This is a genomic window from Leptolyngbya sp. FACHB-711 (genome assembly GCF_014695615.1).
Lineage (GTDB): Bacteria > Cyanobacteriota > Cyanobacteriia > Elainellales > Elainellaceae > Leptolyngbya_A.
Map to the genome: position 1 here is coordinate 1 of NZ_JACJOR010000154.1, position 12467 is coordinate 12467.

Annotated in this window: 15 protein-coding genes; all 15 read right to left on the reverse strand. The window is 48.5% G+C overall.

All coding sequences use genetic code 11. The features are described from left to right. Positions 1 to 75: 75 nt before the first annotated feature. Positions 76 to 312 carry a WD40 repeat domain-containing protein gene (locus H6F80_RS31115; protein WP_518523519.1) on the reverse strand — a complete coding sequence of 79 codons (237 nt, stop codon included), beginning with the start codon at positions 310 to 312 and terminating at the stop codon, positions 76 to 78. 21 nt (positions 313 to 333) lie between these two features. Beyond that, positions 334 to 1218: a WD40 domain-containing protein gene (locus tag H6F80_RS05345; RefSeq protein WP_190790566.1), complete on the reverse strand. Its 885-nt coding sequence runs from the start codon at positions 1216 to 1218 to the stop codon at positions 334 to 336. 71 nt (positions 1219 to 1289) lie between these two features. Further along, complete coding sequence (locus H6F80_RS05350) at positions 1290 to 2000, reverse strand: IS6 family transposase (RefSeq protein WP_190790567.1); 711 nt, start codon at positions 1998 to 2000, stop codon at positions 1290 to 1292. Between the two features lie 112 nt (positions 2001 to 2112). After that, positions 2113 to 4392, reverse strand: coding sequence for an NHLP family bacteriocin export ABC transporter peptidase/permease/ATPase subunit (locus tag H6F80_RS05355; RefSeq protein ID WP_190790568.1), 2280 nt, complete (start codon positions 4390 to 4392; stop codon positions 2113 to 2115). Positions 4393 to 4397: 5 nt separating this feature from the next. Further along, positions 4398 to 5009: a hypothetical protein gene (locus H6F80_RS05360; RefSeq protein ID WP_190790569.1), complete on the reverse strand. Its 612-nt coding sequence runs from the start codon at positions 5007 to 5009 to the stop codon at positions 4398 to 4400. A gap of 32 nt (positions 5010 to 5041) precedes the next feature. Next, positions 5042 to 6097, reverse strand: a complete 1056-nt coding sequence (locus tag H6F80_RS05365; protein WP_190790570.1) for a cyclic nucleotide-binding domain-containing protein — start codon at positions 6095 to 6097, stop codon at positions 5042 to 5044. A 56-nt stretch (positions 6098 to 6153) separates the two neighbouring features. Then, positions 6154 to 6366, reverse strand: a complete 213-nt coding sequence (locus H6F80_RS05370) for a hypothetical protein (RefSeq protein WP_190790571.1) — start codon at positions 6364 to 6366, stop codon at positions 6154 to 6156. Positions 6367 to 6397: 31 nt separating this feature from the next. Then, positions 6398 to 6634, reverse strand: coding sequence for a putative antibiotic biosynthesis monooxygenase (locus H6F80_RS29005; RefSeq protein ID WP_199296395.1), 237 nt, complete (start codon positions 6632 to 6634; stop codon positions 6398 to 6400). 81 nt (positions 6635 to 6715) lie between these two features. Then, positions 6716 to 6973, reverse strand: coding sequence for a putative antibiotic biosynthesis monooxygenase (locus tag H6F80_RS29010; protein ID WP_199296396.1), 258 nt, complete (start codon positions 6971 to 6973; stop codon positions 6716 to 6718). Between the two features lie 11 nt (positions 6974 to 6984). Then, on the reverse strand, positions 6985 to 7602 hold the full coding sequence (locus H6F80_RS05380; protein WP_190790572.1) for an FMN-dependent NADH-azoreductase: 618 nt from the start codon (positions 7600 to 7602) through the stop codon (positions 6985 to 6987). A 219-nt stretch (positions 7603 to 7821) separates the two neighbouring features. Next, a complete protein-coding gene (locus H6F80_RS05385) occupies positions 7822 to 8502 on the reverse strand; it encodes a response regulator transcription factor (protein WP_190790573.1) in 681 nt (226 codons plus the stop codon). 151 nt (positions 8503 to 8653) lie between these two features. Then, the gene (locus H6F80_RS05390) at positions 8654 to 9367 is read right to left on the reverse strand and encodes an alpha/beta fold hydrolase (RefSeq protein ID WP_199296397.1); all 714 of its coding nucleotides are present in this window, start codon (positions 9365 to 9367) and stop codon (positions 8654 to 8656) included. Positions 9368 to 9586: 219 nt separating this feature from the next. Continuing rightward, entirely contained in the window at positions 9587 to 9985 is a 399-nt protein-coding gene (locus tag H6F80_RS05395; protein ID WP_518523520.1) for an alpha/beta fold hydrolase, read from the reverse strand. A 299-nt stretch (positions 9986 to 10284) separates the two neighbouring features. Further along, positions 10285 to 10866, reverse strand: coding sequence for a DsbA family protein (locus tag H6F80_RS05400; RefSeq protein ID WP_190790575.1), 582 nt, complete (start codon positions 10864 to 10866; stop codon positions 10285 to 10287). A 442-nt stretch (positions 10867 to 11308) separates the two neighbouring features. After that, positions 11309 to 12467: ShlB/FhaC/HecB family hemolysin secretion/activation protein (locus H6F80_RS05405; protein WP_190790576.1), on the reverse strand; the 1159-nt coding region annotated here is incomplete at its 5' end.

Sequence of the window (12467 nt, forward strand, 5' to 3'; positions counted from 1 at the left end):
GTTAAAGCGCGCAGCAAGCGGTCTTGTGTCAGCACCCGTTCAATATCCAGCATTTGCTTATCCCATTTCTGCCTTCTATTCTTGCTTATTTCCCGACAAGTCTAGAGGCTTCCAGACAAATTCACCCAGAGAGCAAAACCCGCAACCAGTTGTACGAATTCGTTTGGTGGGACCGAAGTATGTTTTGATGAGCAATCCAGTGTTGACATCCCATAGTTGAAGTGTGTTACCCGATGCAGTTACCAAGCGATCGCCATCGGGATGAAAACTGGCTCCCCACACCCAGGTATCAAAATCTTGCCAGGTTCGCAGGCATTCCCCGGTGTGAACATCTCAAAGGTTCACTCTCAAGTCCTGCCCTGCACTCGCCAACAATTTACCATTTGGGTTAAAGTCCATTGAGCGAATACAATCCTGATGTCCAACCAGCGATCGCAAATGCTGGCCTGTCGCCACATCCCAAAACTCGATCGGGTGGTCGGTTGTTCTCACTGCGATCATTGTGTCATCGGGACTGACCGCGATCGAATGAACTCGGCTATTGTAGGCTTTCACCGCCCAGATTGCCTGTCCATCGCTGACACGCCAGCGTCGCAAATATCCACTCAATTCGCCGCTCACAAAAGAGCCGCCATCAGAACTAAATGCGACAGCAAGCACTGCCCCAAAGCCATCAGTAAGCTGCGATCGCTGCAAATCAGCATGGGCAAAATTGGCGTAGGGCAAGGGAACATTAGGCAGATAAGCGTGCCGGACTGACAACCCAGAACAGTTACAACCCCTCAAATCAATCCCTGGTGAACAAAGCAGATTAAGGATATTGCCTGCTGCATAGCTCGGTTCTGGAATGATCTCTGTCAAATCAGTAACGGTTGGACGAAGCATTGTCAAACAAGCTTTGAGATGTTGAGCAATGGCAAGCTGAGAACCCAAGTTTGCCTGTAGTTCACGGGCGATCGCCTTTACAATTAATCGTTGCTGACTATCCCGAATGTAGTCTTTTACCGTTGTTTTAAGTAATGGATAGCGATGCAGCAAAATAGGCGATTGTTCGTTCATTGCCACGAGCTCGGCACTGGTTTGTTCAATAAGCCGTTCTGTTACATATTCCATTACCACGGGTTGTTGGGTATAGGCTCCCTGCTTCTTTTCGATCAGATTGCGCCAGTGTAGACTTTCCAGCGCGTCCAGAATTTTACTACGGGCTATAGAACCCATTTGGGATCTTTGATGGCGGGTTCTGTCGCAAGAATTTTTAACGCTGAATAATCTACATCATTCGCTCTGTTCTATGCAGCAATTCCAAAGATTGATTCAATAAACCTTACTTGAGACACACTATCCCCTTGTTCTATCCCTTTCACTTGTCCTTTTCTAATCATGTTCATCGCTTCAATTCCTCTCAAGGTTCTTCTAGCACTATTAAAGGACTCGAATCCCATCATCGATCTCACAATGCGTTTAATAGGCCGATGATCCTGTTTAATTACGTTATTCAAATACTTGTTCTGCCTCAATTTGGTCTCCTCTGCAATCGTCTCTTCTTCCTTGAGCGCATCCATTGCCGCCGGGTAAGCGGCATTCTCGTCCACAGGGATGATTCGTGGAGCTTGAGTATGCCCTGCTTTAAGCACTTTGCGGAAAAAGCGCCCTGCTGCCTTACTGTCGCGCTTGGCACTGAGCATGAAGTCCAGTGTATTGCCTGCTGAATCGACAGCCCGATAGAGATACTTCCACTCTCCCTTACTTTTGATATAAGTCTCGTCAACTCTCCACGAATCGTTGGTCGGCTTTAAGTGGGGTCGAATGCGTTTGTCCAGTTCTGGGGCGTACCTCAACACCCATCGGTTGATCGTCGAATGGTCTACTTCCACACCCCGCTCCTGCATCATCTCCTCTAAATCTCGGTAGCTGAGGGAGTAACGGCAGTACCAACGAACATTGAGCAGGATAATTTCAGGCAAGAAATGCCGCCACTTGAACAGAGCAGCAGTAGCCATCGGAGGGCGAGAAGGCATAACGGGGCTTGTCTACCTTACCAGCGGCTGTTTTTGCGACACAACCGTCCACATTGCCTATCAGTGACAGAACAATCTGATTTTGAAATCGAAATTATGCCCCTTCACTGGTGATGAGCTGTGCGTAGTGTCCTTTTTCCTGCCACAGGGTTTCGTGCGTTCCCCGCTGCACCGCCTTTCCTCGCTCCAAGACGATAATCTCATCGCAGTCGCGGATGGTGCTGAGTCGATGCGCCACAATTAAACAGGTGCATCCCCGGCGTCGTAAATTTTGATCGATGATTTTCTCTGTTTCGGCATCCAGCGCACTCGTTGCTTCATCCATAATCAAAATTGCGGGATTGTTCACCAGCGATCGGGCAATTTCTAATCGCTGCCGTTGACCCCCGCTGAGATTGGCGGCTCCTTCAATCAAAGGCGCACGGTAACCCCCTGGAATCGAAAGAATCGCTTCGTGAATCGCAGCATCCTGGCAAGCTTTTTCAATCGTTTGACCGGAAATGGTCGCGTCCCACAGCGTCAGGTTGGCGCGAATCGTATCGGCAAACAAAATAATGTCTTGATCGACCACAGAAATAGAATTGGTCAGGATCGATCGCCCAATGCCCTCTCTGGGAATGCCGTCAAAGTAAATCGTGCCTGACCAGGGTTCATAGAGTCCCGCAATGATTTTTGCCAGCGTTGATTTGCCCGATCCGCTACCGCCCACTAATGCGACTCGCTGCCCTGGCTTGATCGAAAGGTTGAAGTTTTGAATGAGGGGTGCAGCCACACGACTGTAGCCAAAGGTAACGTCTTTTAATTCAATATAGCCTTGCAGCCGATTTGCCCCCGAAACGGTATGCGGGGTTGTACGGGCGATCGCCTGTTGCTTAGCAGTTTCCAGAGCCGGATCGGTGGCATTGTCCAACACATCATCCAGCCGCAGCAGATTTCCCTCCAGGTCTTGCAGCGTACTCCCAAACCGCACCAGATCATTCACAGGAGCCAAAAAGCTGACGGTCAAAAGCTGAAATGCCAGCAGCATCCCAATACTCATCTGTCCCTGGATTACCTGCCAACCGCCAATACTCAGCAGAGCGACGGTACTCAGTGCCGTAATGAGTGACGGCAGCAGACTCAGCTTCTGGTTGGCAAGGTTTAGCTCTTGCTGAGCGTTGATTGCCTTTGTGTAGTAGCCGGCCCAGCGCGAAAAGAAATCGGACTCTAAGCCAGAAGCTTTCAGGGTTTCAATGCTCTGGAGCCCGGCGATCGCCACGCCGTTCACCTTACCAAAGTTCTGTGCCGCTTTGATGTTGGCATCGACTCGCTGACGCGCCACCCACTGCAAGATGAGCACATTGACGATCGCAAAACAAATCACAATCAGTGTCAACAAAGGACTGTAGTGCAGCATCACAGCGGCATAAAATACAATCACAACAGCACTGATTAGCGTGGTTGTCAGTTGTCCGGTGAGGGCGGTGGCAACGCGATCGTTAATCCGAATTCGACTGCTAATTTCACCGGGATAACGCTGGGCGTAGTAGCTAATAGGCAGTTTCAATAAATGCCAGATAAAATGGCTGGACATCGAAATGGATAGTTTAATTTTTAACTTTCGCAGATAGCGAAGTTGAAGTGCGGTCAACAAACCCTGAAGCGTGATGGTCAATCCCATTGCTGCCAGTAAATAAGCAAGCCAATTCGTCCGACCATTAATCAAAATATTATCGATAAATACCTGGCTATAGACGGGCACAGCCAAATTGGGAATCACCAGCAAAAAACCCGCAGCAATGCAGTACAGCAATGCTGGGATCGATTCCTGAAGGCGGGTTTGCAGCGATTGAACGACGCTTTTTTTCTTGCCGCCCTTTTGGAAAGTTTCGTTTGGTTCCATCACCAGGACAATGCCCGTATAGCCCTGATTAAACTCTTCCAGCGAAACCGTGCGCCGTCCGGCAGCCGGATCGTTGACAAAGACCTGCTCTTTGCTAAATCCCTCCACCACAAAGAAATGATCAAACTGCCAGAAGACAATATAAGGCGGATGCAGTGCCATTAAGCTTTGCAATTCCTTTTTGAAGCCTTTGGCGTTCAGTCCATAGGCCTTTGCCGCCGCCACGACATTTGCTGCCGAACTGCCGTCCCGTGAAATGCCACAGGCTTGCCGCAGCTCTGCCAGGGGCACAATTCGCCCGTAGTAGCCCAGAATGATTCCCAGGGCGGCAGCTCCGCACTCACCGGCTTCCATTTGCAGCAGCGTTGGCGTGCGAACGCGATTGCGCTTGCGACTCCAGAGCGTTTGCCCCTGCTGTTGCAGAACTTTCCGGGGAGCCTTCCACCAATTCCAGGAGAACTGCGGGGCGGGATTGAGCAGGGTTTTCAGCATAAGACTTATTTCAAAAACGGGAAGATAAAGGTGATGGGGGCTTGTTCGCTCAGCATCACTCTGGCATCGGTCGGCGTTTGGCTTGAGAGCTGAGCAGATCCACGAGACATCGACCACTGGTAGCCGCTGGGATTGTCAGGAGCAAGTTTAAACTGGGCAACGACTTCGATCGAGGCAGGCGTGTAGACCAGAGCCGCTAGCTCCAAATTGCCGTTTGTGCGCTTGAGGGCGGCTGACTGCGTGACGGGCTGGGATGAAACAGAGGTTACGATTGCCTCAAGTCCGCCAAATTCCTGGAAGCTTGCTGTTTCAGGACTAATCAAAACCCGATCGCCCGGCTGAATTTGTTTGCCTTGAGCAATCGGGAAATAGCTGACGCTGATAAGCTGCCTGGGATTAGTCGTATCTTGCACTAACAGTCCTCTTGCCTGGACGAAAATGGGAATCCGTCCGACAACGCTCCAGACCAGTGCCAGCACGACCAGAAAGCCGATCGATGCTAGCGGCAGCCAGTCCTTCAGATTCACAATTTGCATGAGCTGGTCAAGTTGTTCGGGGGAAGCAATCTGCGCCAGTGCCTCAGCTCGGAATAGGTTAGAGTCTTTTTCGTCTGCCATGAGTCACCACCTTGCTTAATTACTGCCGTTCTCTATGTCCGCTCTTTTATCCCAAGCTGTCGCAGCAGCCAGTGAAATTTCGTTCTCGCGATCGACAACTCCTGCAACGCTGAAAGACTGAGTTCGCCTTGATAGGCGGATTGATCGCACAGGCTGCACCCCGGCTCATAGGAGGGAACGCTGCCTGCTAAGCGACTGATCATTTGATAAAGCTGCTCTGTGGTGATGCTGGCGAGTGCCTGATAAAAGCGAGCGGCAAATCCTAAATCGGTTTGCAGTTTGGGGATCAGAAGAGCAATTGGAACCGACAGCAATTTTGTATCCTGAGCCGTTTTGATCAGATACAGATTAGGAGACATTTCCAGAAAAGTCGTCGCGCCCAAAATATCACCGGGCTGTGCTTTAGCAATATTGCGAAGCTGGCTGCTGGGCGGTGCACCAAATGCAAGCGATAGCGCGTTATGCTTGCCGCCGCAAACCAACAGCAATAGATTTCCTTTCAGTACAATATCCAGCGTTTCAAGCGACTGTCCCTCTCGCACATAGATTTCGTCTGCTTTTAATTCCTTCACTTTTCCTGCACTTGTCATCCAGCATATATCGCTGTCATGTAAACAGCTAAACATCGAAAAGCTGGTTTTTGTCATGATTGAATGTGACTCAGTGACAGTCGCTTCAGGTAGACGTGAGGCAATCTGCCACTGTTTGCGAGTGAACAGCATGGCGATCGCCCGGTAGAAGCGGGCACTAAAGCCAGCATCCTGCTCAAATTCTTCCAGTAGCAACTGACAATCGATCGTCAGAACTAATGACTTTTCAAGTGCCTGAAAGACAGCTGACGAAGGAGAACTCAGCAGAAAGAAGAATCCAACGACATCACCGCTGCTGTAAGTGACAATGCCAGGATGAGAGCGATCGGAATCAGGCGAGATCAGTTCAAGTTGACCCTCTAGAACCAGATAAAACCGACCTGAATGTGTGTCAACAGTCGGCAGTCGAGCGCCAGGCGCAATTTCTACTTTCTGTCCAACCAAAGTCATCCAGTCAATGTCACTCCGATTCAACTCGCGCAGAATAATTTCTGTCATAGGGCTACAGGTCATGAGAATTGATTATTTGCTGCTTGGAGCACGATGCAGCATTTTTACGCTATATCTTCTGGGTAGGGTGGAGTTGGAAAGGTCGGTTCAGTTTCAGGAATGTTGAAGTCGTCAGCATCACGCTGCAAAATCTTTGAATGGAGTAATTGATTGTAGTCATGCTCTGCACCGCCCGCTATTTTAGTTAATTCTCGATCGCTTAGTAGTTCGCTGGTACCGTTAGAATCGAACGATTTGTTTTGCTGTTGATCAGACATTTGATTCTCCTTTAAGTCGCGTTATGTGGGCTTATAGACTGGAATAGAGCCATTTGTAAAACAGTTGAGTGAGGTGCGGTATGACAAAATAGGCAAGCAGGACAACACTAAATCCTGTGATGATTAGTTGCTGAAGTAATACAGGAAATTCAGACAGTAACGGTACCAGTAAATATTCCAGGATAGGTAGCGTGAGCAGCACTCCTAGCCACGTCACCAGCGCAACCCTATAGCATGGGGGTGGAGCCTGCGGCTTGCCTAGAAGCATAAACCAGATCTCCAACCCTGTCAGTGTTTGAACAACTTCAGTCTTTTCGATCAGAGATTGCAACCGCGTTATCCATTCCTGTCAAATATCGGATTCCATCCACGTTTTCAAGTTGCTGTACTGATTGAATCTAACAATGGCTACGTAATCAGGGTGAGTATGATTTTGGGGGCGAATCACAGTGACCCCTGAGTATCCTTTGAACTTGTGAACCGCTGTAGCGATGCCGTGCAGCCACTCTTGATATCCCCACTCGCGTCCTGGGCGAACTGCATAAGAAATAATGGTAGTGACCTGCTGAGCTTCTTGATCTGTACCGATCGCTACACGCTTTAGCATGGGACTTAACCTCAACGAGCGATCGTCGCTTTTAGAGCAGCCTGTGCTTTAACGATTGTCAGGTTACGGGCTTCCGTACCCAGGTTGAGACCATTGGCGTAAATGAACTCAACATCGGTAATGCCGATGAACCCAAAAATAAACCGAAGATAGGGTGTTTGCAGATCATAGGCGTGAGTAGGACTATCTTCTGGATAAGTTCCCCCTTGAGCAAGAATGATAGTCATCTTCCTATCATGAACCAGCGCTTTGTAGCCTGTTTCATCAGCTAAGAATGTACGACCCACGCGCACAACTTGATCAATGTAGGCTTTGAAGTTCGCAGGAATGCTGAAGTTGTACATGGGAATGCCAAACACATAGCGATCGGCTGCTAAAAACTCATCGATCAACTCATCGGAAACCCGAATTGCTTTAGTTTGTTCAAGCGTTTGTTGTTCAGGGGGTGTAAAGGCACCAGCAATCCAGTCTTCGCTGACAAACGGTACAGGATAATGCCCAATATCGCGGTAGGTGACCGTGTCATTGGGATGAGCAGCTTTCCAGTTAGCGATGAATTCTGCTGAAAGGGTGCGAGAAATAGATCGTACACCCCGTGGACTTGCATCGAGATGGAGAATGTGTGTCATGAAATAACCTCAAGTTGTGAATTAATACAAGCTATGCATCAATAGATTTACCCATCGTTATGGTCGGGTAAATCAATACGCGATCGTGGAAAATTGCGTAGAGTATTTGGGCTTTGGTAGGGTTTTAGACTGATGAGTCGTCTAATTGCTGCACCGTGCAGCCAGGCTAATTTCTAGAATTCGGAAAACAGAGCGTCTAACTTCTCTTTACTAGAACAATCAAGAAGCCCCTCGCAGAACATAGCCAACACCACGCACAGTATGAATCAGTCGTGCTGCCTTGCTCCCCCCAAGTTTGAGGCGTAAGTAGCGAATGTAGACCTCAATAACATTAGAGTCTCCAACAAAATCGTATCCCCAAACATTTTGAAGAATTTGTTCACGTCTCAACACCTGTTTAGGGTAGCTCATGAAATATTCCAGCAAATCAAATTCCTTCGCAGTTAATTCAACTTGCTGATAATCGTGACGAACTTGTCGTGCTTTTCGATCTAGCACAAGGTTCTCAAATTCCAAAACGTAAGGCTGCTGCGGCTGAGTACGTCGTAAAAGCGATCGAACGACAGAGACTAATTCCTCCAGGTTGAAAGGTTTAGTTAAACAGGTATCTGCACCTGCCTCTAAACTGGCAACTCGATCGTGTACCTGACCTTCCTTAGTCAAAACTAAGATGGGTACATTATTCTGTGTAGAGCGTAAGCGGTGACAAATATCCAGACAAGATAAACCTATTTGCTCCCAACCTAGAATAAGCAAATCTGGATCACTTTGTCGAGCTTCGAGCAATCCTGCCATTCTATCATGTACAACCTTTACCAAATAACCCTCACATGTCAACTCTAGCTGAATGATTTGAGCTATCTTTAGATCGTTCTCAATCACTAGGATTTGGCGCTGCATAGCATTTTCCTAAATGTTACTTCTTTGAACGTTTTAATGAAACATTTGAGTAGGACTAGCGCATCTGCATCTCCATATCTCCGAGACCGACCAAGTTGCCTTTTTCGTCATGGCTCCTTTGAGTTTGACGTTACTTGATTTCGTAATCGGATTACTTCACAGCGATTGCTGCTTCAATAATCAGGTTGGCAACCTCTTTTGGCTGGGAGATATAGGGCACATGGCTTGCTGGAATCTCAGTTGTTTTGGCACCAATTCGGCTTGCCATGAATCGTTGAAGCTCCGGGTTAATGGCTCGGTCTTCTTGAGCCACAAGATACCAGGAGGGAATCGTCTTCCAGGCTGCGCTCTCCACAGATTGGTCAAACGTTGTGCTGATGGCAGGCTTTTGCGTCACTGCCAGCACTTTCGCCTCGGCTAGTGATACGTCATGAGCAAAGACCTCGTGAAACTTCTCACGATCGATGTAAAGAAATCCTGCTGTATCAGCTACAAGTGCTGCGCTGGCTGGAGGAGGGGCGTATCTGCTATTTAACTGGCTAATCGTCTCACCTGGCTCTGGTGCAAAAGCATTGATATAAACTAATGCTTTCACTTGCGGGTTATCAGACGCTGCACCTGTGATTACGGTTCCACCATAGGAATGCCCGACTACAACCACGGGTCTCTGTTGGGCGTCAATGATTCGCTTGGTTGTAGCAATATCATCTGGCAGAGAAGTGAGCGGATTTTGCACAGCAGTTACGACGTAGCCATCCTCCTGCAAAAGTGAAATAACGTGTTGCCAGGATGTTGCGTCAGCATTGGTACCATGAACTAGGACGATCGCAGGTTTAGAGTTGGATGTTTGGACTGGTTGCCACAAACTAGCTGATCCTGAATGCACTGATGCGATAACGACAACACTAAATGTGAACAGTAAGAGCAACAATCTTTGGACTTTTTTCCATGTAAAAGCGGTCATTTTGATCACCTTTCTATTTTTACTAGAAAGACACGAAAACATTAGGACACGGGAAAGTTTTACTCAACTGCATATCTCTGCGTTTTTCCCCGTTCATAGTCGCAATGTGTTCACACTTCTCTACTGCGTGCTCGCAGCATGTTCGATAACGCTGACAACGGCATCTGGATGGGAAATTATCACGACGTGGGATGCACCATTCACGACAACTGTCTCCTTTGAATCAGCGCGGTTCGCCAGGAAAGACAGGGCTGCTGGAGGAATGTTCAAGTCGCGACCACCATAGATGAACCAGGACGGGGTAGATTTCCATGCAGGTTCGCCAGAGGCTTCCTTAAGCGTGGCTTCCGTAATCGGACGCTGGGTACTAGCCATCAACTGTGCATTGTTGGCGGGCACATCCGCAGCAAACTGCGCGTGGACCTTGTCCTGCTGAATGTAGAGGTCCTTACGCCAATTTTCTAATAGAACAAACGGTGCCCAGTAATAGGGCGAAGTGTGGCGGGGATGTCGATTGATGCTGACATTGCCTCTCTAAAGTCTTGAGAGTTGGCGCTAATGTTGCTGTCTTCATTACCGCCAGTCGGAACAGAAAACTGGTCAAATTGCATTTACTCGATGCGATCGTGCCTCTATGAAAACGATTCGTCTATATTCGGCTGATGATTTTCAACCTGGTTAAGATTGACAGATACTTGAGCTGATGATGCTTTCGCACCTATCAAACTACCACTAATTCCAAATTTCTTATGCCCATGCCATCAATCGCAACATTTTAATCAGGCGATCGCTCAATAATATTTTGTGAATGAGATTTGCTATATAAGACCTCCAGATTCAATCACTGCATTGAATAACGGCTCGAACTCCAACGCATTTTGATAACGAATACTATTGATAAACAAAGCTGGTATGCGAGTCACGCCACTGCGTCTTCCGCCTTCAATATCCTCCTTGATGCGATCGCTATACACTTCCCTAGTAATATCTCGCAGAAACTGAGTAATATTCAGTCCTAAATTGTTAGCATACTCCACTAAATAGCCATCGCCTAAATCTTGGCGATGCTCCCACAGCATCTCTGACATCTGCCAAAACCGTCCTTGCGCTCCTGCTGCTTCTGCGGCAGCGGCTACCTTCTGAGATTGAGGATAGAGTTGAGGTTGAGGAAAATGACGAAACACAAAGCATAAATAATTCTCCTTGAGGTTGCTGTCAAGCTGTTCTTGAATTGCTTTAATCAGGGCATAAATTTCCCCACTTTTTGGACATTGATAATCTCCATACTCAACAAGTACAACTCGTGCATTGAGTGAACCCTGCCGATGATCTCGTTCAGAAGGAGATACTGCTAATAGTTGACGATCGCCAGCCGATTCAGCAGAAATATCTTGATTCATGCTTAACCCTTGGGAAGAGAGGAGCAATATCACTTAGAAAATTGCTTTTCTCCTAATTTCTCTATGCTGTTTATATAGTCTTAATTTATAGAATGAACGAAGATTTGTCATTAATCCAGGGTTTATTTCGTGAGCAACAAAATGATCAATTATTAGTTGATTCCAAGTATTGGTCTACCTATGAACTTAAGTTCAGGTTACAGCTTCTTTCATGCTGGTCAGGTACGAGGGGGTGTGGGGGCTAGGCAGTGTCTTAAAAGCGTCTTAAAACCTTCTGTTGATTGGATGATTTGGCGGAGCTCCCCCCTACCCCCCTTAAAAAGGGGAATCAGAGTGGTTCGGCTCCCTCTTTGTGAAGGAGGGCAGAGGAGGATCCTTGGGGGCTAACACTTAGCTCAGAGGGAATCGATCGCATTGAAACGAAGTTGCGCCAGAGGAAAATTTAGAACGGGGAGTAGATTACAGAGAAATACACGCCATTTTCTTGCAAACTGTCCCCGGCATCGATCGACACCAGCGGAATGCCCCAATCGAGCCTTGCTGAAAAGCGATCGCCCTGCCGCCACAATAGACCTACTCCAACACCGACTAACGCATTTGATTCTGGAGCCGGGCTATCGCCGCTATTCCAGGCTGCACCCACATCGATAAACGGCGAAAGTTGCAGCAGCCCTCGCCATTCGGGAATACGCAGAATGGGTAATCGCACCTCGGCAGAGAGCAACGCCCCGTTATCTGTGAGCAAGGCATCCTGTCTGTAACCTCGCACGCTCTGCTGTCCGCCCAATCCAAACTGCTCCAGCGGCACTAAAGCACTGTCTGCAAGCTGAACATCGCCTCGCACCAGCAGCAGCGCATCGGGAGCCAGTAAGCGCACCCACTGCCCCTGTCCGCGCCAAGCTAAAAACCGGCTATCGGGTGCGTCATTGTTCACGGTGGCATCCAACAAATCGAGTCCGAGGCTAAATTGCGATCGAGCAGCAATCACCTGCTGACTGTTACGCTGCGTCCACTCCTGAAAAAAGCGCACTGCCGAGACACGAGTTCGCCCTGCTGCATCGGCTCCGGGTGAAAGGCGAAACGGACCAATATCATCAATGCCTAATTCCGTTTGGCTTTCCTGACGAGAAGCCGTCAGCCCCAGCGCAAATTCTTCGGTTGGCGTTTGTGAAAGCGGCTGGCGAAAGGTGAGTTCGTAGTAGTGCGAGGTGGCACTAATCTCCAGTTCATCAAACGGTTCCTCGATGACGCGACTATCCGAGAAGCCGATCGCTAACTGTAACGTGCCATTACGCGGATTGAGCGGCAGAGTATAGGTGGCGTTGAGCGTGTTGCTGCCATTCGTATTGCCGTAGCCCACGTTCAAACCGTCCCCAAAGCCCAACAGATTTGCCTGCGTGAGTTCAACTTGCCGTCGGAAGCTGCCCACACTGGGCGATCGTCCGTTATCGATCGACAACGTGGTATTGAACGAGTCTGCCTCGGTAACCTGAACTGCCAAAACACTGGTTCCCGGACGCACCCCTGCCTGCAAATCCGCCGAGATGCTTTGGATCAAGGGATTGAGCTGTAAAAGCTGTAAACCTTCGAGCAGGCGATTC